Below are 21,483 nucleotides of genomic sequence, written 5' to 3'. Positions count from 1 at the left end.
CACGGAGGAAGGCATGGATCATGCCGCGAACGGGTAGACACCGACCAGGTCGTGAGCGATCGAGGTGTGGTCTGGGGCCGGTCCGCGAGCGGTGCACTGTGGTGGACGTCCGAGAGTGCGACGGGAGAAGGAATGCGCTTGCAACCCGACTCGGCCTCGCCGGGTCCGCTGGACGAGGTGCGGAGCGCCCTGCTGGGGCTCACCAAGGCGCTGGACGGCGACGAGGACTTCCAGGTCCTCCTCCAGAGCGCGTGCGAGCAGGTGGTGACGGCGCTGCCGGAGGTGCGGCAGGCGACCATCACCCTGCTGGACCACGGGAAGGCCCGCACCGCCGCGGCCACCAGCGACCTGGTGCAGAGGCTCGACCAGGACCAGTACCGGATCGGCGACGGCCCGTGCCTGCACGCCTCGCGCACCGGTGAGCTGGTGCGGGCGACCGCTCGGGAGGCGATCGACCGGTGGCCGGACTTCGGTCGGGACGCCCACGCGGCCGGGTTCGGCAGCTTCCTGTCGGCGCCGCTGGTCGTGGAGGAGGGCTTCTCGGGCGCCGTGAACTGCTACGGCGCCTCCGACGGGGGTTTCGTCGAGCTGGACGGGCAGGCGCTGGCGCTCTACTCGACCGCGGTGGAGGCGATCCTGCGCGCGCACCGCCAGTACGCCCTGGCCAAGGAGAACGCCGAGCACCTGCGCCGCGCCCTGGCCTCGCGAGCGGTGATCGACCAGGCCAAGGGCGTCATCATGGCGGTCCGGCGGGTCGACGCCGACTCGGCGTTCCGCATCCTGGCCGAGCAGTCGCAGCGCCAGAACAAGAGGCTCCACGAGGTCGCCACGCAGTTCATCGCGGAGGTCAGCAGGCCCGTGGGCTGAACCCCCGCGGCGAACCGGCCCCGCCGCGGGTTTCACCAGGTGACCGGGAGCGCGGTCACCCCGTGGACGTCCGCCCCCTCGCGCAGCGGGACGTCCTCGGCGGCGACGGCCAGGCGCAGCCGGGGGAACCGGGCCGCCAGTGCGGGGAACGCCACGCGCATCTCGACCCGCGCCAACTGCCTGCCGAGGCAGAAGTGGGGGCCGTGGCCGAAGCCGAGGTGGCCGACGGCGGCGCGGTGCGGGTCCAGGACGTGGGGATCGGTGAACCTCGCCGGGTCGCGGTTGGCCGCCGCCACCGCCAGCACGACGGTCGACCCCGCCCCGACCACGTGGCCGTCGAGTTCGACGTCCTCCAGCGCCACCCGCGCGAGGACGGGCACGACGGTGAGGTAGCGCATCAGCTCCTCCACCGCCGTGTCGACCACGTCCGGACCGCCGCGCAGCGCCGCCCAGCGCTCGGGCCGCCGCAGCAGCGCGAAGGTCCCCAGCGCGATCACGTTGGCGGTGGTGTCGAGGCCCGCCGCGAGGAGCAGACCTCCCACGGCGGCCAGTTCGTCGTCGGTCAGGTCGGTCGTGGTGAGTTCGCTGAGCACGTCGTCGGTCGGTGCGGCGCGCTTCGCCGTGACCAGGTCGCGGACGTAGCCGCTCAGCGACTCGAACGCCTCGTGCTTGCCCTCCGGCGCGGTGTCGGTCCCGAACAGCCTGGCGGCGTCGGCCTGGAAGCGCCCCCGGTCGGCGTACGGGACGCCGAGCAGCTCGCAGATCACCGTGGTGGGGATGGGCTGGGCGTAGGCGGTGACGAGGTCGATCGGCCCGCCGTGCCGCTCCATGGCGTCGAGGTGCTCCGCGGCGACGAGTTCGATCCGCTCGGTGAGCTGCGCCATCCGGCGCGTGGTGAACCTGCCCGCCACCAGCTTCCGGTACCGGGTGTGCTCCGGCGGGTCCATCTTGAGGAAGTCGCCGGGCCGCGCGGGCGGCGCCGTCACACCCTCGAACCCCGGCAGCGGCGAGTGCTGGAGTTCGCCGCGGCTGCTGAACCGCGGGTCGGCCAGCACCTGGCGCACCGTGCCGTAGCCGGTGGCCAGCCACCCGTCGTGCCCGTCCGGGAAGCGCAGCGGGGTCAGCGGGGCCGCGGCGCCGATGCGGGTCAGCTCGGCAGGAGGGTCGAACGGACAGCCCGGCGTCCGTCCGGTGGGCAGGTCGACGGCGGACTCGATCATGGTCTCCCTCGTTCGTCCGCGGAGGCCGCCGGGTGCCCGGCGACCGGCTCCGAACATTAGGGACGGGCCGAAGACCGATCCACCGGCAACGCTCGTCGCCAGGAGGGTTCGCGCTGGTGGTGGTCGTGATCGCCGATTGCAACGACCGTGCCGATTAATGCTCTGACAGGTGGTCGCGTTGCAATGGTCCTCGACGCCCGCACATACTGGCGGCGACGGAGCGGGGGTGCTGGGCGGATGCCAGGACGCAGGCTGACCGGCGCCGACCGGCGGGAGATCGCCGCGGGGTTGGCGCGCGGGCTGGACTACGCCGGGATCGCCCGGCTGCTGGGCCGCCCCACGTCCACGGTGAGCCGCGAGGTGGCGCGCAACGGCGGACCCGGCCGCTACCGCGCGGACCTGGCGCAGCTCGCCACCACCCACCGGGCCCGGCGCAGGCCCCGGCCGCAGGCGGTGGCGCGGCGCGTCGGCGAGCACCGCGGCCTCGCTCCCGAGCTGGCGGCGGCGTTCGTCGCCGACTTCACCGCGGCGCTCGTCGCGACCGGCCTGCCGCGCACCGCCGCCGGTGCCCTGGCGTGCCTGTCCACCTCCGAGACCGGCAGCCGCACGGCCGCCGAGCTGGCGCGGGAGCTGGGGGTCAGCGCGGCCACCACCTCCCACGCCGTCGGCCTCCTGCTGGAGCAGGGACTGGTCCGCCGCGAGCGCGAGACCGGGAGCAGGCGCTACCGCTACTCCGTCGACGAGGACGCGGGCTTCCGCTCCGCCGTCGTCGGCGCCCGTGCCAACCAGCGGCTCGCCGCGACCGCGCTGCGCGGTGCCGACGTCTTCGGGACCGACACCGCCGTCGGGGCCAGGCTCGCGGCGGCGGGCCGCCTCCTGGACCACGTCGGCGGCGACATCATCCGGTCCGCGCGGCACTGGCGGGCCGTGATCGGCGGGGAACTCGGCGGGCCGTTCCCCGGCTCAGGGGGTCGGCCGGGACACCTGGTAGTGGCCGATGAGCCAGGCGCCGTCGACCCGCCGCAGGACCACGCCCAGGAGCACCGCCAGCGCCGGTCGGTCGGTGAAGCCGAAGTCGACGGCGACGTAGCCGAGCACGACGTCCTCGGCGAGCCGTCGGACTTCGAGCACCCGGTGGTCCGCGGTCAGGCCGAGCGGCTGGCCGTCGTAGTACGCGGCCACCCCCTCGCGCCCGACGGAGTAGGGGCGCAGGCCCTGGAAGACCGCGTCCTCGGTGAAGGTGGCGGCGACCCGCTCGGGGTCGTGCGCGTCGACGCCCGCCTTCCACTCGTCGAGCACCCCGGTCAGGATGTCCTCGTCGTTCATGGTCCTTCTCCGTTCAGAGGTCGCGCGCGAGGTCGGTGAGCGTGTCGGCCGCGGGCCGCGGGCGCACCTGCCGGTAACCGGTGCCCGCCCACAGGTTGACGTGCTCGGGGTCGCCCGCGGCGGTGGCCGCCGCGCGCATCGGCCTGGTGAGGTGGTGCAGCGCCGGGTAGCCGGACGGCGCGTGGTCGTGGTGGGCGGCGGTGAAGAGGTTCGGCACGGCGCGGGCGGGCCGTCCGGTGAAGGCGCGCGTGACGACGGTGTCGCCGCGGTCCGCGCCGAGCAGGGCCGCGCGGTGCGCGGCGGACGTGCCCGCCTCCGGCGCGAGCAGCAGCGCCGTGCCGACCAGGACGGCCCGCGCGCAGCAGGTGATCATCGCCGCGACCTCGGCGGGGTCGACGACACCGCCCGCGGCGATCTTGGGCAGGCCCGCCGCGTGGTTGACCTCGGTGAGGAGTTCGCGCAGCGGCTTCTCCGGCGGGATCCGGTCGGGCGTCAGGGTCCCGGAGTGGCCGCCCGCGGCCGAGGCCTGCACGACGAGCGCGTCGACGCCCGCGTCGACGGCCCGCAGCGCCTCGTCGGCCGAGGTCACCGTCTGCACCAGGACGCTGCCCGCCCGGTGCAGCGCCGCCACCGCGGCGGCGTCGGGCAGCCCGAAGGTGAACGAGACGACCGGGACGGGGTGGTCGAGCAGCAGGTCGACCTTGTCGCGCCAGTGGTCGTCGTCCTCGACCGGCTCCGGCGGGACCGCGGCGCCGAACCGCTCGGCGTCGGCCCGCACGGCGTCGCGGTAGCGGCGGTAGGCGGCCCTCTCGACCCGGACCGGGTTCGGGGCGAACAGGTTCACCCCGAACGCGCCCGTGGCCGACCGCACGGCCGCGATCTGCTCGCCGAGCTGCTCCGGGGTCCGGTAGCCGCCCGCCAGGAAGCCGAGCGCCCCGGCCGAGGCCGCGGCGACGACGAGGTCGGGCGTCGTCGGTCCGCCCGCCATGGGAGCGGCCAGCACCGGCAGCGCCACGCCGAGGTCGTCCAGGAAGCTGGTGCCCATCGGTCTCCTCCTCCCCGCCCTCCTCGGGCCGGGTCGTGAACTGTCCTAAAACGACGGTAGGCGTGCGCTGTCCGCGGCGGAAATGCCTGGTGCGGTGCACCTATACTCACCGGTCATGGATGTCGAGCTGCGTCACCTGAGGGCGTTCGTCGCGGTGGCCCAGCAGCTCTCCTTCACCCGTGCCGCCGAGCAGATGCTGATCACCCAGCCCGCGCTGACGCGGACGGTCAAGCAGTTGGAGGCCGTGCTGGAGGTCAGCCTGCTCGACCGCGACTCCCGCCACGTCGAGCTGACCGCCGTGGGCGCGGAGTTCCTCGAACGGGCTCAGCAGGTGCTCGTCGCCGTGGACCAGGCGCTGGCCTCGACGCGCGAGCGGGTGACCGTGCGGATGGGGTTCAGCTGGCTGCTGCCCGATCCGTGGGCCCAGGGCACCCTGACCCGCTTCGAGCGGGCCACCGGGAGCCGGGTGTCGCTGGTGCGGGTGGACGACCCCCTCGTCGGGGTCGTGCAGGGCCGGATCGACGTCGCCGTCGTGCGCGGCCCGGTCGACGGCGGCTCACCCGCGCGGGTCGTGCACCTGTTCGACGAGGTGCGCGTCGCCGTGTGCTCGGCGGACTCCGACCTCGCCGACGCCGAGCAGGTGCGCTGGGACGAGGTCGGCCGGTGGCCGCTGGTGGTCAACACCGTCAGCGGCACCACCGGACCGTGGTCGTGGACCGGCGGCGGCCGTCCGACCGAGGTCGTCGAGACCCACAACTTCGACGAGTGGCTGGAGTCGGTCGCGGCGAACCGGGGCATCGGTGTCGTGCCGGAGGTGGCGATGCGCCGCAACATCCACCCCGCCGTGCGCTTCATCCCGCTCATCGGTGCCCCGTCCAGCCCCGTCTCGATCGCGTTCCTGCCGGACCGCCTGCCCCGGCTGATGCGCCGGTTCGTCGAGGCGGCCGTCGACTCCGCCCGCGACCGCGGCTGACGTCGTGCCCGCGGGTCAGTGGCCCGCGCTCTGGCCGCCGTCGACGTGCAGCACCTCACCGGTGACGAACGGCGCGTTCTCCAGGAAGAGCACGCCGTCCACGACGTCGTCGATGGTCCCCATGCGCCCCACCGGGTGCAGGCTCGCCATGGCCGCGTGCGTCTCCGGGGCGTGCATCGGCGTGCTGATGATGCCGGGGGAGATCGCGTTCACCCGCACGCCCCGCGTGGCCAGCTCGATGGCCAGCGACTTGGTCGCGGACTGGAGGCCGCCCTTGGTGAGCGAGGCCAGCACCGACGGGACGCTGCTGTTCGCGTGGTCGACCAGGCTCGTGGTGACCTGCACGACGTGACCGCCCCCGCCCTGCCGCAGCATCTGGTCGACGGCGAGCTGGGTCGTGGTGAAGAAGCTGGTGAGGTTGACGCCGATCGCGGCCCGGTAGTCCTCGTCGGTGTACTCGGTGAACGGCTTGGCGATGAAGATGCCCGCGTTGTTCACGAGGGTGTCGACGCGGCCGAACTCGCGCACCGCGGTCTCGATGACGGCCCTGGCCACGGCGGGGTCGGAGATGTCGCCCGCCACGGTGACGTGGTCGGGCTCGGTGGACGGGGCGATCGAGCGCGAGTTGGCGACGACCGCGAAGCCCGACTTGCGGTAGGCCTCCACGAGTGCCGCGCCGATGCCCTGCGAGGCGCCGGTGATGACGGCGACCTTCTGGATGCTGTTCGTCATGGTGCTGTCCGTTCCGGTGTGGTCTGGGCTGTTCGCCTGTCACCACAAAAGCTAGGCGCGTCCGGAAAGCCTGTGAAATGCCTGCTCCGGCGGATCGATGCCTCCCGGTAATGGATCACCGGGTCCACACCGGACTCGGCGCGGTCACGCCGCGGGCGTCACCGCCCGGTGCCGGTGGCGAACGAACCGACGTAGGCCAGCGCGGCGTTCATCGACGCTTCGAGCGGCGCGACCTGGAGCATCGTCTGCGAGAGCAGGACACCGCCCTGCAACGCCGCGAGCAGCGACAGCGCGAGTTCCTCCAGGTCGGCGTCGGCCCGCAGCTCCCCGCGCTCGCGCATGGCCCGCAGACCCCCGAGGATGAGGTCCTTCCAGCGCGGGAAGCCGTTGGCGAGGTCGGTGCGGGACTCCTCGTCGCGGACGCTCAGCTCACCGGCGAGGGAACCGAGGTTGCAGTCGCCGCGGCTGCCGTTCTCCCGCTGCCGCTCGATCGCGGCGTCGGCCCACGCGCGCAGCGCCTCGACGCTGTCGAGCGCGGAGATCCTCGGCTGGTCCGCCCGCACGATCGCGTCGGCCTGCCTGGTGATGACCGCCCTGATCAGCGCCTGCTTGCTGTCGAAGTAGTGGTAGAGCTGCGATCCGCTCACCCCGGCCGCCGCGCGCACGTCCACGATGCCGGTGCCTGCCACGCCGTTGCGGGCGATGAGCTCGGTCGCGGCCTCGATGATGCGGTCCCTGGTCGCCCTGCCCTTCGGGTCAGGCGGCGCGGCTTCGGTGGTTCGCCCACGGCCGCGACCCGGAGCGGGGCGCCCGGCTCGTCGAGGAGGTCGGCGAACGCGGCGGCAGGACCCGGTGCGTGACCGCGGACCTGGCCGACGCCGACGAGGTGCGGGCTCTCGCCGCCCACGCGGGCGACGTGGACGTCCTGGTAGACGACGCGGGCATCCACGCGTTCACCAGCACGCCGGACACCACCGCCGACGGCTTCGACCGGCACTTCGCCGTCAACACCCGCGCACCGCTCCTCCTGGTGGGCGCTCCCGTCCCCGCCGTGGCCGAGCGCGGGCACGGCACCGTCGTCGACATCACCTCGACCGCGGCGACGTCCTCGCCGCGTCCAGCCGGGTCCGCGCGCGCTCGGAGCTGGGGTGGAGGCCCGACCGCGGCGACGTGCTCACTATGGTCGGTGAACCCCGCCGACGGGACCTGGCCGTTCCGCCGGTCACCGGGGTGTCCTGGGAGGACGGTGGGTGGTCCGGACTCACCGGCTCAGCGACGTCTCCTGCTCCATGTGCGACAGCTTCTCGGGGTTGCGGACCGCGTAGATGCCGGTGATCAGACCGTCGTCGATGCGGATCGCCAGCACCGTGTCCACCTCCCCGTCCCGGTGCAGGACCATCGCCGGGTGGCCGTTGACCTGCGCGGGGCGCAGCCACGCCGCCGCGTCGCGGCCCGGCCCCGAGGTGAGCAGGCGGGCCACCTTGAGCGCTCCCACGATCGGCCGGGGAACGGCCTGCCTGACACCGCCGCCGTCACCCACGAGGACGACGTCCGGCGCGAGGACGTCGAGCAGCCCCTGGAGGTCGCCGGTCTCGGTCGCCCGCTGGAAGGCCTCGAACGCGGCTCGGGTCTCGGCGGGGGAGACGGCCCCGCGCGGTCGGCGCTCGGCGACGTGCGCCCGCGCCCGGTGCGCGATCTGGCGCACGGCGGCCGGGGTCTTGTCGACGGCGTCGGCGATCTCGTCGTACCCGAGGTCGAACACCTCGCGCAGCACGAACACCGCCCGCTCGGTCGGCGCGAGCGTCTCCAGCACCAGCAGCATCGCCATCGAGACGCTGTCGGCCAGCTCGACGTCCTCCGCCACGTCGGGCGCGGTCAGCAGCGGCTCCGGCAGCCAGGAGCCGACGTAGGACTCCTTGCGCCTGCCGAGCGCGCGCAGCCTGTCCAGCGCCTGGCGGGTGGTGATCCGGACCAGGAACGCGCGTCGGTCCCGCACGGTGTCGAGGTCGACGCCCACCCACCGGAGCCAGGTCTCCTGGAGCACGTCCTCCGCGTCGGCCGCCGAGCCGAGCATCTCGTAGGCCACGGTGAAGAGCAGGTTGCGGTGGCTGAGGAACGCCTCCGTGGCGGGGTCGGGGCGGTCGTCGGTCTCGGTCCGCGCCGTGTCGGGCATGGGGCAGCTCCTCTTCGCTCTCACCGGTGTCACCCGCCAGACGCCGCTCACCACCGTTCCGTGACACCCGCGCCGCATGGCGCTCGTCACGCCACCGCGCTGTCACGGCGGGAGCGCCGCGGACGACTCGTGGTCGACCGATCGCACCACCACGAGTGAGGACGAAGCCATGGACGCCCGCATCGACCTGTTCCACAACGAGACCGCCGCGAGGTTCGGCAAGCGGTTCGCCAACGCGAGCCTGGTCATCGTCCAGTCGGCCCTGCCGAAGACCACGCAGGAGCTGGTGTCGCTGCGCGCCAGCCAGATCAACGGCTGCGGCTTCTGCGTCGACATGCACACCAAGGAGGCCTCGGCCGCGGGCGAGACGGCGGTCCGGCTCAACCTGGTCGCGGCCTGGCGCGAGGCCACCGTGTTCACCGAGGCCGAGCGGGTGGCGCTCGCGTTCGCCGAGGAGGGCACCCGGCTCGCCGACACCCACCACGGCGTGTCCGACGAGACCTGGGCGCGGGCGCGCGAGCACTACGACGACGACCAGCTCGCCGCGCTGATCTGCCTGGTCGGCCTGATCAACGCGGCCAACCGGATGAACGTCATCGCGCGCAACCCGGCGGGCTCCTACGAACCCGGCGCGTTCGACGCCATGAGGGGCTGACCGCCGTTCGCGGCCGGGCCCACCTCGGCCCGTTTGGCGCCCGCGCACCGGGGTAGACCGGCGGTGAGGTCCTGTCCGCGTTCCGCACAGCGAGGAGTGCCATGTCACGCGCCGTTCTCCCGTCGGTCGGTGTCGAGGTGGAGCTGAGCTGCCGGGTGTCCGGCGCGGCGGTCACCCTGCGCTCCAGGCCGGTGCTCGTCGACCTCGTCGGCGAGTGCCGCGTCCGGGTGGAGGAGGGCTCCGGTGACTCCGTCGGGACCCGGCTGGTCGGTCTGCGGTTGACCGGCGACCTGCCCGACGCGGGCGGCCCCGAGGACGGCGGCACCATCACCCTGGAGCTGGAGGACAGCGCCGCCGGGGTGCTGCGGCCCCTGCCGGACGCCCCGTCGCGGTTCGCGAACGAGCTGGTGGGGGCCTTCACGCTGACCGTCGTCCAGCCGGACAGCACGGTCGGCGCGGTGGGGCGGCACCCCGTCCGGCTCAGCGCCGCGCGGACGGCCTTCCCGCCCGAAGGCGACGAGTACGCGCTGGCCGAACCCGTCGAGTTCGCGCTGCCCGACGTCCCCGACGTGACCATCGCGACGGTCGAGGAGCTGGTCGTGCGCCTGCGCGTGACGTGAGACGGCCGAGGCTCGTGTGGCGGTCGGCGGCGCGCGGTGCGAGGGTCGCGGGGTCCGTCCGATCCCGCTGGGGAGGCGCACGAGCAGATGAGCCGGGCAGAGGAGCGCGACCAGGACCGGTGGAGGCGCAACCTCAACGAGCTGCTCCAGGAGCTGCGGGTCGCCCAGGCCGGTGTGCAGATCCTGTTCGGCTTCCTGCTCACCATCGTGTTCACCGACCGCTACCAGGAGGTCGACCGGTACGTCAGGGCCACCCACCTGGTCACGGTCCTGTTCGCCGCCGCGTCGGTCGCGCTGCTCACGGCCCCGGTCGCGTGGCACCGGGCGCTGTTCCGCCGCGGCAGGCGCGAGGACGTCATCGAGGTTGCCCACCGCTTCACCGTGGTCGGCCTCGGCACCCTGGCCTGCGCCATGACCGGCACCGTCCTGCTGCTCGGTGAGGTCGTCGTCGGCGGGTGGGTCGGGATCGCGTTCGGCGTCGTGGCGGGTGTCGGCTTCGCGACGCTCTGGTTCGTCCTCCCGCTCCGCGAACGCGGACGGGACGGCATCGACGCCCCCGACGACCCGGACTTGTCGCACCCGACCAAGCGGGAGCCGCCAAGTCATCCGTGACGACGAACACATCGGTCCGCTTCGTTCCTAGCATCATCGTGCATGGGCAACCTTCACGAGGTTCACGCTTGGCTCGACGAGCGGCTTCCGTCCCTGCTCGCCAAGCACGATGTACCGGGTGCGGCGTGGGCCGTGCTCCAGGGCGACCAGGTGGTCGACGGTGCCGCGGGCCTGCTCAGCAAGGCGACCGGGGTCGAGGCGACCACCGACTCCGTCTTCCAGATCGGGTCGATCACCAAGCTCTGGACCAGCACGCTGGTCATGCAGCTCGTCGACGAGGGCGCGGTCGGGTTGGACGAGCCCATCCGGACGTACCTGCCGGAGTTCCGCGTCGCGGACGAGGACGCCGCCCGGCGGATCACCGTGCGGCAGCTGCTCAACCACACCGCCGGGTTCGAGGGCGACATCTTCACCGACACCGGGGTCGGTGACGACTGCGTCGAGAAGTACGTCGCGACGCTGCACGGCGTGCCGCAGCTGTTCCCGCCCGGCGAGCGGTTCTCCTACAACAACGCGGGCTACTGCGTGCTCGGCAGGCTCGTCGAGGTGCTGCGCGGCAAGTCCTACGACGCCTGCCTGCGCGACCACCTCATCACGCCGCTGGGGCTCACCCACGCGGCGACCGGGCCCTACGAGGCGATCATGTTCCGCGCCGCCGTCGGCCACGTCGAGCTGGAGCCGGGCGCGGGCTACGTCCCCGCTCCGGTGTGGGCGCTGGCGCGGTCGAACGCACCGGCGGGCTCGACGCTCGCGATGCGGCCCCGCGACCTGGTCGCCTTCGCCAGGATGCACCTGGAGGACGGCCGGGCGGCCGACGGCACCGCGGTCCTGGCTCCCGGCACCGCGGCCAGGATGCACGACCGCGAGGTGGACCTGCCCCCGCTCGGGCTCATGGGGACCTCGTGGGGGCTCGGCTTCGAGCGGTTCGACACGCCGGAGGGCACGCTCGTCGGCCACGACGGCAACACCATCGGGCAGGGCGCGTTCCTGCGGATGGTCCCGGAGTCGGGGCTGGTGGTCGCGCTGCTGACCAACGGCGGCGACATGTTCGCGCTGCACCACGACGTCGTGGGCCACGTGCTCGCCGAACTCGCCGACGTCGCACTGCCCCCGCTGCCCGCGCCGCCCGCGCAACCGCCGAGGATCGACGCCCGGCGCTACGTCGGCACCTACTCGGCGGAGGTCTTCGACCTCACCGTCAGCCAGGACGACGACCAGCGGATCTGGATCGACCAGGTCCCCAAGGGGGCGCTGGTGGACATGGGCGGGAAGGTCGAGCGGACCGAACTCGTCCACTACGGCGACGACCTGCTGATCCCGCTCGAGGCCGATCGCGGGATGCACATGCCGCACGCGTTCCTCGGCGACGACGGCACCGGCCGCGCGCTCTACCTCCACCTCGGCCGCGCCGTACGTCGCGCCGGGGCCTGACGACCCCCATCCCACGAGAACCGCACGGAACGGAACCGCCATGAAGCGGACCACAACGGGCACCTACGGCCTGTCCCTCTGCCTGGTCGCCGCCGCGCTCGCGGGCTGCGGGGGCACCTCGACCAGCGGCGGCGAGGCCCAGGTCGTCGACGGCGGAACCTTCACCCTCGGGGTCTCCTCCGACCCCGGCAGCCTCGACCCGCAGATGGGCGCGGGCTCCACGCTGTTCACCGTCTCCCAGTTCGCCTACGACCCGCTGCTCAGCGTCGACGGCGGCACCGGCGAGATCAAGTCCGGCCTCGCCAAGACCTGGAAGGTCGAGGGCACCACGGTCTCGCTGACCCTGGCCGACGGCGTCACCTGCGCCGACGGGGCGAAGCTGACCGCCTCCCACGTCGCGGCCAACCTCAACTTCGTCGCCGACCCGAACAACAAGAGCCCCTTCCTGGGCACCTTCTTCCCGGCGGGAGCCACGTCGGTGGGCGACGACGCGGCGGGCACCGTGACCGTGACGCTGCCCCAGCCCGCGCCGTTCGTCCTCAACGGACTGGCGAGCCTGCCCGTGGTGTGCCCCACCGGGATGGCCGACCGCTCCGCGCTGAAGACGGGCACCTCGGGCACCGGGCCCTACCAGCTCACCGAGGCCGCGCCGGGCGACCACTACACCTACACGATCCGCGACGGCTACACGTGGGGACCCGGCGGTGCCACGACCGCGACCAAGGGGCTGCCGAAGACGGTCGTGGTCAAGGTGGTGCAGAACGAGACGACCGCGGCGAACCTGCTGCTGTCCGGCGGGTTGAACGCCGCGCAGGTGAACGGGCCGGACGCGGAGCGGCTGGAGAAGTCGGGGCTGTTCGCCGCGCAGACCCCCGCGCTGGTGGGGGAGCAGTGGTACAACCACGCCGCGGGCCGGGTGACCGCCGACCCGAAGGTGCGCATGGCGTTGACCAGGGCGCTCGACCTCGCCCAGCTGCGGAAGGTCCTCACCTCCGACAAGGGCTCCGGGGCGACGACGCTGGCCGCGAACGAGCCGGTCGCCTGCCCCGGCGACTCGGTCTCGAAGGCGCTGCCCGCCTTCGACGCCGAGGCCGCCGCCGCGCTGCTCGACGAAGCCGGCTGGGCCGCGGGGAGCGACGGCAAGCGCGCCAAGGGGGGCACGCCGCTCGCGGTGACCTTCCTCTACCAGAACAACAACGGCAGCGCGGGCGACGCCGCGGCCGAACTCGCCGTGCAGCAGTGGAAGGCGGTCGGTGTCGAGGCCACCGCCCGCAGCCAGGACGAGACCACGTTGACCAGCACCATCTTCGGTGCGGGCGACTGGGACGTCTCCTGGGTCTCGCTCAACGTGAGCAGCCCGGACCAGCTCGTGCCCTTCCTGTCCGGCCCGGCCTCTCCCGACGGCACGAACTTCGCCGCCATCGCCGACGCGGACTACGACAAGGCGGTCGCCGCGGCGATGACGACCGCGGGCGTCGCGGGGTGCGCCGACTGGCTCGCCGCGGAGTCCAGCCTGATCGCCAAGGCGGACGTCGTGCCGTTCGCCGCCAAGGTCGTGCGCACGTTCGGCAAGGGCGCGGAGTTCCGGACGCCGGGCCAGCTCATCCCGACGAGCATCCGCGTGCTGGCGAAGTAGCGACGGGGGACGGTGGACATGTCGGTGAGCGTGACGGCTCCGAGCCCGGTCCGGGTCGAGGCGGGGAAGCAGGCCCGTCCGTGGGCGCGGTTCGCGGTCCGGCGCCTCGGGCGGCTGCTGGTGTCGCTCTGGGTGCTGGTGACCGCGTCCTTCGCCATGATCCACCTCATCCCCGGCGACCCGGTCCGCGGGGCGCTCGGCCCCACGGCGCCGGTGGCGCTGGTCGAGGCCCGCAGGCAGGCGCTGGGGCTGGACGACCCGATCCTCACCCAGTACCTGCACTACCTGCGGGGGCTGGTCACCGGCGACCTCGGCACGTCGATCTCCTCGCAGCTGCCGGTGTCCGACGTCATCGCGCAGCGGCTGCCCGCGACGCTCCAGCTGGCAGTGCTGGCGTTCCTGGCCGCCGTGGTCGTGGCGATCCCGCTGGGGGTCCTCATGGGCGTGCTGACCCGGCGCGGCCACGGGCGCCGCACGGAGCTGGCGTTCACCACGACCAGCATCGTGGTGGCGACGGTGCCGGACTTCCTGATCGGCGTGGCGCTGATCTACGTCTTCGGGATCCGCCTGGAGCTGCTCCCGGTGGCGGGCAACGAGACCGCGGCGGCGTACGTGCTCCCCGTGTTCTCGCTCGCGATCGGGGCGGCGGCGATCCTGGCGCGGATCGTCCGCGTCGAGATGGTGGGTGTGCTGGAGGCGGACTTCGTCCGGACGGCCCGCGCCAAGCGGCTCCCCGCCAGGACCGTCTACCTGGGACACGCGCTGCCGAACGCCGTCACCGCGGCCCTGACGCTGGGCGGGCTGCTGCTCAGCTCGATGGTCGCGGGCACGGTGCTGGTGGAGAACGTGTTCGCCTGGCCGGGACTGGGCAGCACGATCGTGCAGTCGATCCTCACCAAGGACTACCCGGTGGTGCAGGCGATCGTCCTCGTCTACGGCGTCGGCGTGCTGATCACGAACCTCGTCGTGGACGTCGCGCTCGCCCTGCTCGATCCCCGCTCGACGATCCGGGAGGTCTGACGGATGCAAGGACGCTGGTCGCGGGTCGTGCGCACCCCGGTGGGGCTCACGGCGACCGTGCTCGTGGTCGCGGTGGTCGCACTGGCCTGCCTCGGACCGGTCCTCTGGGGCGCGGGCGCCGACGCCGTCGACACCGACGACATCCTGGCGGGGCCGTCGGCCGAGCACTGGGCGGGAACGGACAACCTCGGGCGGGACATCCTGCTGAGGACCCTGGTCGCGGCCCGGCTGTCGATCGTGCTCGCGCTGCTCGCCATCGCGATCGCGGTGGTGGCCGGTCTGCTGCTCGGCTCGGCGCCGTTCGTGCTCGGACGGCACGCGGGCCGGGTGGTGACGGCGGCGGTCAACATCGCCGTGGCCTTCCCAGGCCTGCTGCTGGCGCTGTTCTTCGCGGTGGTGTTCGGCGCGGGCGCGACCGGTGCCGTGCTGGCCATCGGGCTGGCGGGCGCCCCGGCGTTCGCCCGCCTCACCCAGACCCTCGTGGCCGGGGTGGCGGCGCGCGACTACGTCGCCGCCGCCGGCATGGCGGGCGTCGGCCGGATCAGGATCCTGTTCCGGCACGTGCTGCCGAACATCGCCGAACCGCTGGTCGTCAACACCACCATCGGCGCGGGCAACGCGCTGCTGGCGTTCGCGGGCCTGTCGTTCCTCGGTCTCGGCGTCCAGTCGCCCTCGTTCGACTGGGGTCGCCTCCTCTACGACGGCATCGGCGCCATCTACGTGAACGCCGCCGCCGCGCTCACCCCCGGCGCGGCCGTGCTCCTCGCGGGCCTCGCGTTCAACCTCTTCGGCGAGTCCGTCGCGAAGGGGCTCGGTGTCCCGGTGGGCGTCGGCCCGCGCGCGCGGGCGAGCGCCCCGCCCGCTCCCGCGACCGCGCCGGAGCCCGCCGTCCGCGACGAGGACGTCCCCGAGCCGTCGTCCGACGTGGTGCTCGACGTCCGCGACCTGGAGGTCACCTTCCCCGGTCCGGCAGGCCCGGTGCGGCTGGTCCGCGGGGTGTCCTTCGAGGTGCGGCGGGGTGAGGCGGTCGGCATCGTCGGCGAGTCGGGGTCCGGCAAGTCCATGACCGCGCTGGCGATCACGCGGCTCGTCGCCGACCACGGCCGGGTCGACGCGTCCCGGCTCGACCTGCTCGGCACCGACCTGCTGGCGCCCGACACCGCGGTCCGCCGCCGGATGCTGGGCACCTCGCTCGCCATGGTCTTCCAGGACCCGATGACGTCGTTCAACCCCACCCGCCGCATCGGGGCCCAGCTGGCCGAGGTCGCCACCCACCACCAGGGCCTGACCCGGCGCGAGGCGATGGCCCGCGCGGTGGACCGGCTGACCGCCGTCCGCATCCCCGACGCCGACCGGCGCGCGGGGCAGTACCCCCACGAGTTCTCCGGCGGCATGAGGCAGCGGGCCATGATCGGCATGGGGCTGATGGGCGCGCCCGCGCTGATCGTCGCGGACGAGCCGACCACCGCGCTCGACGTCACCGTGCAGCAGCAGGTGCTCGACCTGCTCGGCGCGATCCGGGAGGCCGACGACGTGGCGCTGGTGCTGATCAGCCACGACGTCACGGTGGTCGGGGAGGTCTGCGACCGGGTCCTGGTGATGTACGCGGGCCGGGTCGTGGAGGACCTGCCCGCCGCCGACCTGGCGACCGCCGCCCGGCACCCGTACAGCCGCGCGCTGGTCGACGCGGTGCCCGACATGTCCACCGACCTGACCAAGCCGCTCGCGACGATCCCCGGCCGCCCGGTCAGCCCGGCCGACGCGCCACCCGGCTGCGCCTACGCCGACCGCTGCCCGCTCGCCGACGCCCGGTGCCGCACCGAGGACCCGCCGCTGGTGGCCGACTCGCGGCGCCACCGGGTCGCGTGCTGGCACGCGGGCGAACCGCTGCCCGCCGACCTGAGCGCCGACGACCTGGTCGAGACGGTGGAGTCCCTGTGAGCGCGCCGAGTTCGGTCCCCGACCGGAACACCGACGACCTGGTGGAGCGAACGTGAGCGAGCTGTGCTTCGACAACGTCACGGTCCGCTACGGCCGGACCACCGCCGTCGACGGCGTCAGCCTCACCGTGCCGGGGGGCGAGGTGGTCGGGCTCGTCGGCGAGTCGGGGTCCGGCAAGTCCACGCTCGCGCGGGCCGCCGTCGGCCTGGCCCCGCTGACGTCGGGCCGCATCACCCTGGACGGCGCCCCGGTGCCGACCCGCGGCAGGCCGCGCCCGCTCCAGATGGTGTTCCAGGACCCCTACTCCTCGCTCGACCCGAGGATGACCGTCGGCGGGAGCGTCGCCGAGGCGATGCCGCCGGGCGGCACGCGCGCCGAGCGGCGGGCCGAGGTGGAGCGGCTGCTCGACCTCGTGCACCTCGACCCGGTGTGCGCGGACCACGTCCCGTCGCGGCTGTCCGGCGGCCAGCGGCAGCGGGTCGCGCTGGCGCGGGCGCTGGCCGCCCGCCCGCGCGTGGTCATCGCCGACGAGATCACGTCCGCGCTGGACGTCTCCGTCCAGGGAGCGGTGCTCAACCTGGTCCGGGAGCTCCAGCGCGAACTCGGGCTCACGATCCTGTTCATCTCCCACAACCTCGCGGTGGTCCGCTACGTCGCCTCCCACGTCGCGGTCATGCGGCACGGCCGGGTCGTCGAGCAGGGCCCCACCTCCAGGGTGCTCACCGCGCCCGACCACGACTACACCCGCGAACTGCTCGCCGCGGTACCCGGACGAACCACGCGAAGGAGCCAGCCATGACGCGACGCATGCGCATCGAGGACCTCACCGACGTGGCGGTCCCGTCGCAGCCCGCGCTGTCGCCGGACGGGAGCCGGATCGCCTACGTGCTCCGCACCCCGGACACCGACCTGGACCGCAACGTCGACGAGCTGTGGCTGGTCGACACCGACGGCCGCCCACCCCGACGCCTCAGCGCGGGGTCGGACGACGCCGCGCCAGCGTGGTCGCCGGACGGCACCCGCCTCGCGTTCGTCCGCGACGGGCAGGTGGCCGTGCTCGACGCCGGGGGAGGGGTGCCCGAGCGGGTGACGGACCTGCCGCTCGGCGCGGGCGCACCGCGCTGGAGCCCGGACGGCCGCAGGCTCGCCTTCACCGCGCCGGTCGACCCGTCCGGCGGTGCCGGGCCGATGGTCTCCGACGGGCTCGACTACCAGGCCGACGGCTCGGGGATGTTCGGCCGGGTCCGCACGCAGCTCCACGTCCTCGACCCGACCACCCGCGAGGTCCGGCAGCTCACCGACGGGCCGCACAGCGCGGGCCCGCCGGACTGGTCGCCGGACGGCGGCACCCTCGTCTTCACCCGGCGGACCGGCCCCGACGGCGACCTGCGGCACCGCACGCCCGTGCACCTCCTGGAGGTCGACGCGCCGCACGCCAGGCCGCGCGTGCTCGCGTTCGCCGACGGGGTCGCGAGCACCGCGGGCTGGTCGGCCGACGGGTCGGCGCTGCTCGTGGTCGGCTGGTCCGGCGACCCCGTCGGCCACGCCCGCCTGTTCCGCGTGGGTGTCGACGACGGCTCGGTCACCGACCTCACGGGAGCGCTGGACCGCAACGTGATGCCCGGCGCCACCGCCTACCCCGGCGGCCTGCCGCACGAGCACGACGGCCGGGTGTGGTTCTGCCTGCGCGACCGCGGCTGCACGCACCTGTGGTCGGTCGGCACCGACGGCGGCGACGCCCGTCCCGTCGTCGACGGCGCGGGCCGGGTCGTCTCCGGGCTGTCGATCGCGGCGGGCCGGGCCGCCGTCGCGCTCGCCACGCCCACGTCGTTCGGCGAGATCGCGGTCGTCGACCTGGCGACCGGTGCCGAGACCACGCCGACCGACCACGGCGCCGCACTGTCCGAAGTGGACCAGCACCCGCGCGAGGAGCGGTGGTTCACCATCTCCGACGGCACGGACGTCCAGGCCTGGCTGGTGCACGACCCCGAGCGGAGCGGTGCTCGGCCGGTGCTGCTCGACGTGCACGGCGGACCGCACAACGCGTGGAACGCCGCCGCCGACGAGATGCACCTCTACCACCAGGAACTGGTCAACCGGGGCTGGGCGGTGCTGCTGGTCAACCCGCGCGGCAGCGACGGGTACGGCGAGGCGTTCTACGACGGCGTCCGCGGCGCGTGGGGTGTCGCGGACGCCGGGGACTTCCTGGAGCCGCTGGACCAGCTCGTCGCCGAGGGCTTCGCCGACCCGGACCGGCTCGCGGTCGCGGGCTACAGCTACGGCGGGTTCATGGCGTGCTGGCTCACCGGCCACGACGACCGGTTCGCGGCGGCGGTCGCGGGCGGGCCGGTCAGCGACCTGGTGAGCATGGGCGGCACCAGCGACGACAGCCACTTCCTCAGCGCGTACGAGCTCGGCGGCACCCCGCGGCAGAACCCGGAGGGCTACGCCGCCATGTCACCGCTCACCCGCGTCGCCGACGTCCGCACCCCCACCCTCGTGGTCAACGGGGCCGACGACCTGACCTGCCCCGTCAGCCAGGCCCAGCAGTGGCACACGGCGCTGCGCGAGCAGGGCGTCCCGACCCGGCTGGTCGTCTACCCGAACGCCTCGCACGTGTTCATCCTCCTCGGCCCGCCCTCGCAGCGGCTCGACTTCAACCACCGCGTGCTCGACTGGCTGGAGCAGCACACCACCCGCGGGGGCAGGGCCCGGATCGACGCCGCCCACTGGCAGCGGCGGCTCACCCGGCTCGCCGAGCGCCACGGGGTGCCCGGCGCGCAGCTCGGCCTGCTCCGCCTCGGCACCGGCGGCGCGGAGGACGAGCTGGTCGAGGTGGCGCACGGCGTCCTGAACGTCCGCACCGGAGCACGCGTCGACACCGACTCGCTGTTCCAGATCGGCTCGATCACCAAGGTGTGGACGGCGACCGTGGTGATGACGCTGGTCGACGAGGGGCGGCTCGACCTCGACACCCCCGTCGTCGACGTGCTGCCCGAACTGCGGCTCGCCGACCCCGACACCACCAAGTCGGTCACGGTCCGCCACCTGCTCAACCACACCAGCGGCATCGACGGCGACGTCTTCACCGACACCGGCCGCGGCGACGACTGCCTGGAGCGCTACGTCGACCTGCTCGGCGAGGCCGGGCAGAACCACCCCGTCGGCGTGACCTGGTCCTACTGCAACTCCGGGTACTCGCTGCTGGGCCGCGTGATCGAGAAGGTCACCGGGCAGACCTGGGACCAGGCCCTGCGCGAGCGGCTGTTCACCCCGCTCGGGCTGGCGCACACCGTGACGCTGCCGGAGGAGGCGCTGGCGTTCGGCGCGGCGATGGGCCACGACGAGCGCGACGGCGAGGCCGTCCCGGCGCAGGCCTGGGGCCTGTTCCGCTCGGTGGGTCCCGCCGGGCTGGTCACCTCCACCGCCGCCGACGTGCTCGCCTTCGCCCGGATGCACCTGCTCGGCGGCGTCGCCGCCGACGGCACCCGCGTGCTGGGCGAGGAGAGCGCGGCGGCCATGACCGCGCACCAGGCCGACCTGCCGGACAAGCTCGTCCTCGGCGACTCGTGGGGGCTGGGCTGGATCCGGTTCGACTGGGACGGCCACCGGCTGTTCGGCCACGACGGCAACACGCTCGGGCAGGCGGCGTTCCTGCGCGTGCTGCCCGAGCAGGGGCTCGCGGTCGTGCTGCTCACCAACGGCGGCCACACCCGCGACCTGTACGAGGACCTCTACCGGGAGGTCTTCGCCGAGGTGGCGGACGTCGCGGTGCCGCGCCCGTTCGCGCCGCCGGAGGAGCCGGTGCAGGTCGACGTGACCCCGTACGTCGGGGTGTACGAGCGGTCCGCGGTGCGGATGGAGGTCGAGGACGGCCCCGACGGCCCGCTCCTGCGGACGACGATCAGCGGCCCGCTCGCGGCGCTGCTGCCCGATCCGGTCGAGGAGCACCCGCTCGTCCCGGCCGGTCCCGGCCTGTTCGCGGTCAAGCCGCCGGAGGCGGAGACGTGGGCCCCGGTCACCTTCTACGAGCTGCCGACCGGCGAGCGGTACGTGCACTTCGGTGTGCGCGCGACGCCGAGGGTGTCCTGATGGCGGACCTCCTCGACGAGGTGCTCGCCGACGTGCGGACCCTCGTCGAGTGCGAGTCGCCGTCGGCCGACCTGGCCGCCGTCGCCCGCTCGGCGGAGGTCGTCGCACGGGTCGGCACCGCGCGCCTGGGCGTGGCGCCCGAGCGGATCGTGCTGGACGGCCGGACCCACCTGCGGTGGCGGCTCGGCCCGGCGCCGTCGCGGGTGCTGCTGCTGGGCCACCACGACACCGTGTGGCCGCTGGGCTCGCTGGCCGAGCACCCGTACGGGGTCGAGGACGGGGTGCTGCGCGGACCGGGCTGCTTCGACATGAAGGTCGGCCTGGTGATGGCGTTCCACGCGGCGGCCGGTCTCGACGGCGTCACCCTGCTCGTGACCGGGGACGAGGAACTCGGGTCGCCCAGCTCCCGCGAGCTGGTCGAGGAGGAGGCGAGGGCCGCCACCGCCGCGCTGGTGCTGGAGGCGTCCGCCGACGGCGGAGCCCTCAAGACCGAGCGCAAGGGCGTGTCGCTGTACGAGGTGCGCGTGTTCGGGCTGGCCGCGCACGCCGGGCTCGAACCCGAGCGCGGGGTGAACGCCACCGAGGAGCTGGCGCACCAGGTGCTGGCCGTCAGCGCCCTCGCTGACCCCGCGGCGGGCACCACGGTCACGGCGACCGCCGCCCGCGCGGGCACCACCACCAACACCGTGCCCGCCGCCGGGTCGTTCGCGGTCGACGTGCGCGCCAGGACCGCGGCCGAGCAGCAGCGCGTCCACCGGGCGATCGGCGCGCTGGCGCCGGCGCTGCCCGGCGCGCGGGTCGAGGTGGCGGGAGGGGTGAACCGGCCGCCGCTGGAGGCCGCCTCGTCGGCGGCGCTGCACCGGCGGGTGCTGACGATCGCGTCGCGCCTCGGACTGCCCGCGCCGGGCTCGGCCGCCGTCGGCGGCGCGTCCGACGGCAACTTCACGGCGGGCGTCGGCACCCCCACCCTGGACGGTCTCGGCGCGGTCGGCGGCGGTGCCCACGCCGCGGACGAGCACGTGCTGGTCGGCGAGGTGCCCGGCCGGACCGCGCTGCTGCGCGCGCTGGTCGAGGAGCTGCTGGCGGACTCCGCGACCCCGGCTCCCGCGGCGCCCGGCCATGACCACCCCTGACGAGTTG

18 protein-coding genes and 2 pseudogenes are annotated in these 21,483 nt (G+C 74.1%); 14 read left to right on the top strand and 6 right to left on the bottom strand.

Annotation, left to right across the window (positions count from 1 at the left end; genetic code table 11):
• The first annotated feature begins 132 nt into the window (after nt 1–132).
• Nucleotides 133–867 (top strand): GAF and ANTAR domain-containing protein, encoded by a 735-nt coding sequence (locus AC156L_RS10525; protein WP_330874319.1) that lies wholly within the window; start codon nt 133–135, stop codon nt 865–867.
• Nucleotides 868–899: 32 nt separating this feature from the next.
• On the opposite strand, the gene AC156L_RS10520 is transcribed toward AC156L_RS10525, so the two are convergent.
• Nucleotides 900–2,087 carry a cytochrome P450 gene (locus AC156L_RS10520; RefSeq protein WP_330874318.1) on the bottom strand — a complete coding sequence of 396 codons (1,188 nt, stop codon included), beginning with the start codon at nt 2,085–2,087 and terminating at the stop codon, nt 900–902.
• Nucleotides 2,088–2,270: 183 nt separating this feature from the next.
• On the opposite strand from AC156L_RS10520, the pseudogene AC156L_RS10515 reads away from it, so the two are divergent.
• A pseudogene (locus AC156L_RS10515) lies at nt 2,271–2,798 on the top strand (helix-turn-helix domain-containing protein); the annotation flags it as partial.
• A 252-nt stretch (nt 2,799–3,050) separates the two neighbouring features.
• Here the strand turns inward: AC156L_RS10515 and AC156L_RS10510 are convergent.
• Nucleotides 3,051–3,413 carry an SgcJ/EcaC family oxidoreductase gene (locus AC156L_RS10510; RefSeq protein WP_330874408.1) on the bottom strand — a complete coding sequence of 121 codons (363 nt, stop codon included), beginning with the start codon at nt 3,411–3,413 and terminating at the stop codon, nt 3,051–3,053.
• A gap of 13 nt (nt 3,414–3,426) precedes the next feature.
• Nucleotides 3,427–4,458, bottom strand: a complete 1,032-nt coding sequence (locus tag AC156L_RS10505) for an NAD(P)H-dependent flavin oxidoreductase (RefSeq protein ID WP_330874317.1) — start codon at nt 4,456–4,458, stop codon at nt 3,427–3,429.
• Between the two features lie 115 nt (nt 4,459–4,573).
• On the opposite strand from AC156L_RS10505, the gene AC156L_RS10500 reads away from it, so the two are divergent.
• The gene (locus tag AC156L_RS10500) at nt 4,574–5,431 is read left to right on the top strand and encodes a LysR family transcriptional regulator (protein WP_330874316.1); all 858 of its coding nucleotides are present in this window, start codon (nt 4,574–4,576) and stop codon (nt 5,429–5,431) included.
• Between the two features lie 15 nt (nt 5,432–5,446).
• On the opposite strand, the gene AC156L_RS10495 is transcribed toward AC156L_RS10500, so the two are convergent.
• Both AC156L_RS10495 and AC156L_RS10490 read right to left on the bottom strand, forming a co-directional pair.
• The gene (locus AC156L_RS10495; protein ID WP_330874315.1) at nt 5,447–6,163 is read right to left on the bottom strand and encodes an SDR family NAD(P)-dependent oxidoreductase; all 717 of its coding nucleotides are present in this window, start codon (nt 6,161–6,163) and stop codon (nt 5,447–5,449) included.
• A gap of 158 nt (nt 6,164–6,321) precedes the next feature.
• Nucleotides 6,322–6,888: a TetR/AcrR family transcriptional regulator gene (locus AC156L_RS10490; RefSeq protein WP_330874407.1), complete on the bottom strand. Its 567-nt coding sequence runs from the start codon at nt 6,886–6,888 to the stop codon at nt 6,322–6,324.
• A 113-nt stretch (nt 6,889–7,001) separates the two neighbouring features.
• Here AC156L_RS10490 and AC156L_RS10485 point away from each other — a divergent pair.
• Nucleotides 7,002–7,211, top strand: a pseudogene (locus tag AC156L_RS10485) (SDR family NAD(P)-dependent oxidoreductase); the annotation flags it as partial.
• A 213-nt stretch (nt 7,212–7,424) separates the two neighbouring features.
• On the opposite strand, the gene AC156L_RS10480 reads toward AC156L_RS10485, so the two are convergent.
• On the bottom strand, nt 7,425–8,336 hold the full coding sequence (locus AC156L_RS10480; protein ID WP_330874313.1) for an RNA polymerase sigma-70 factor: 912 nt from the start codon (nt 8,334–8,336) through the stop codon (nt 7,425–7,427).
• A gap of 169 nt (nt 8,337–8,505) precedes the next feature.
• On the opposite strand from AC156L_RS10480, the gene AC156L_RS10475 reads away from it, so the two are divergent.
• From AC156L_RS10475 to AC156L_RS10430, 10 genes are all read left to right on the top strand, one after another.
• Nucleotides 8,506–8,991: a carboxymuconolactone decarboxylase family protein gene (locus AC156L_RS10475; protein WP_330874312.1), complete on the top strand. Its 486-nt coding sequence runs from the start codon at nt 8,506–8,508 to the stop codon at nt 8,989–8,991.
• Nucleotides 8,992–9,092: 101 nt separating this feature from the next.
• Nucleotides 9,093–9,611 carry a hypothetical protein gene (locus AC156L_RS10470; protein ID WP_330874311.1) on the top strand — a complete coding sequence of 173 codons (519 nt, stop codon included), beginning with the start codon at nt 9,093–9,095 and terminating at the stop codon, nt 9,609–9,611.
• Between the two features lie 87 nt (nt 9,612–9,698).
• Complete coding sequence (locus AC156L_RS10465; protein WP_330874310.1) at nt 9,699–10,223, top strand: DUF6328 family protein; 525 nt, start codon at nt 9,699–9,701, stop codon at nt 10,221–10,223.
• Between the two features lie 42 nt (nt 10,224–10,265).
• Nucleotides 10,266–11,654: a serine hydrolase domain-containing protein gene (locus AC156L_RS10460; protein WP_330874309.1), complete on the top strand. Its 1,389-nt coding sequence runs from the start codon at nt 10,266–10,268 to the stop codon at nt 11,652–11,654.
• 40 nt (nt 11,655–11,694) lie between these two features.
• Nucleotides 11,695–13,290, top strand: a complete 1,596-nt coding sequence (locus AC156L_RS10455; protein WP_330874308.1) for an ABC transporter substrate-binding protein — start codon at nt 11,695–11,697, stop codon at nt 13,288–13,290.
• Nucleotides 13,291–13,314: 24 nt separating this feature from the next.
• The gene (locus tag AC156L_RS10450) at nt 13,315–14,310 is read left to right on the top strand and encodes an ABC transporter permease (RefSeq protein WP_414719803.1); all 996 of its coding nucleotides are present in this window, start codon (nt 13,315–13,317) and stop codon (nt 14,308–14,310) included.
• 3 nt (nt 14,311–14,313) lie between these two features.
• The gene (locus AC156L_RS10445; RefSeq protein WP_330874306.1) at nt 14,314–16,251 is read left to right on the top strand and encodes a dipeptide/oligopeptide/nickel ABC transporter permease/ATP-binding protein; all 1,938 of its coding nucleotides are present in this window, start codon (nt 14,314–14,316) and stop codon (nt 16,249–16,251) included.
• A 52-nt stretch (nt 16,252–16,303) separates the two neighbouring features.
• Nucleotides 16,304–17,050 carry an ABC transporter ATP-binding protein gene (locus AC156L_RS10440; protein WP_414719802.1) on the top strand — a complete coding sequence of 249 codons (747 nt, stop codon included), beginning with the start codon at nt 16,304–16,306 and terminating at the stop codon, nt 17,048–17,050.
• Complete coding sequence (locus AC156L_RS10435) at nt 17,047–20,343, top strand: serine hydrolase (RefSeq protein WP_484406775.1); 3,297 nt, start codon at nt 17,047–17,049, stop codon at nt 20,341–20,343. Before AC156L_RS10440 ends, AC156L_RS10435 begins: the two co-directional genes overlap by 4 nt.
• Entirely contained in the window at nt 20,343–21,476 is a 1,134-nt protein-coding gene (locus AC156L_RS10430; RefSeq protein ID WP_330874304.1) for a M20/M25/M40 family metallo-hydrolase, read from the top strand. Before AC156L_RS10435 ends, AC156L_RS10430 begins: the two co-directional genes overlap by 1 nt.
• The last annotated feature ends 7 nt before the right edge of the window (nt 21,477–21,483 follow it).

The organism is Umezawaea sp. (assembly GCF_057122925.1).
This window is presented reverse-complemented; position numbering and strand designations above follow the sequence as displayed.

Excerpts from the sequence above, each read along its gene's own strand:
- AC156L_RS10525 (WP_330874319.1), top strand. The coding sequence starts at position 133 with ATGCGCTTGCAACCCGACTCGGCCTCGCCGGGTCCGCTGGACGAGGTG.
- AC156L_RS10520 (WP_330874318.1), bottom strand. The coding sequence starts at position 2,087 with ATGATCGAGTCCGCCGTCGACCTGCCCACCGGACGGACGCCGGGCTGT.
- AC156L_RS10510 (WP_330874408.1), bottom strand. The coding sequence starts at position 3,413 with ATGAACGACGAGGACATCCTGACCGGGGTGCTCGACGAGTGGAAGGCG.
- AC156L_RS10505 (WP_330874317.1), bottom strand. The coding sequence starts at position 4,458 with ATGGGCACCAGCTTCCTGGACGACCTCGGCGTGGCGCTGCCGGTGCTG.
- AC156L_RS10500 (WP_330874316.1), top strand. The coding sequence starts at position 4,574 with ATGGATGTCGAGCTGCGTCACCTGAGGGCGTTCGTCGCGGTGGCCCAG.
- AC156L_RS10495 (WP_330874315.1), bottom strand. The coding sequence starts at position 6,163 with ATGACGAACAGCATCCAGAAGGTCGCCGTCATCACCGGCGCCTCGCAG.
- AC156L_RS10480 (WP_330874313.1), bottom strand. The coding sequence starts at position 8,336 with ATGCCCGACACGGCGCGGACCGAGACCGACGACCGCCCCGACCCCGCC.
- AC156L_RS10475 (WP_330874312.1), top strand. The coding sequence starts at position 8,506 with ATGGACGCCCGCATCGACCTGTTCCACAACGAGACCGCCGCGAGGTTC.
- AC156L_RS10470 (WP_330874311.1), top strand. The coding sequence starts at position 9,093 with ATGTCACGCGCCGTTCTCCCGTCGGTCGGTGTCGAGGTGGAGCTGAGC.
- AC156L_RS10465 (WP_330874310.1), top strand. The coding sequence starts at position 9,699 with ATGAGCCGGGCAGAGGAGCGCGACCAGGACCGGTGGAGGCGCAACCTC.
- AC156L_RS10460 (WP_330874309.1), top strand. The coding sequence starts at position 10,266 with ATGGGCAACCTTCACGAGGTTCACGCTTGGCTCGACGAGCGGCTTCCG.
- AC156L_RS10455 (WP_330874308.1), top strand. The coding sequence starts at position 11,695 with ATGAAGCGGACCACAACGGGCACCTACGGCCTGTCCCTCTGCCTGGTC.
- AC156L_RS10445 (WP_330874306.1), top strand. The coding sequence starts at position 14,314 with ATGCAAGGACGCTGGTCGCGGGTCGTGCGCACCCCGGTGGGGCTCACG.
- AC156L_RS10435 (WP_484406775.1), top strand. The coding sequence starts at position 17,047 with ATGACGCGACGCATGCGCATCGAGGACCTCACCGACGTGGCGGTCCCG.
- AC156L_RS10430 (WP_330874304.1), top strand. The coding sequence starts at position 20,343 with ATGGCGGACCTCCTCGACGAGGTGCTCGCCGACGTGCGGACCCTCGTC.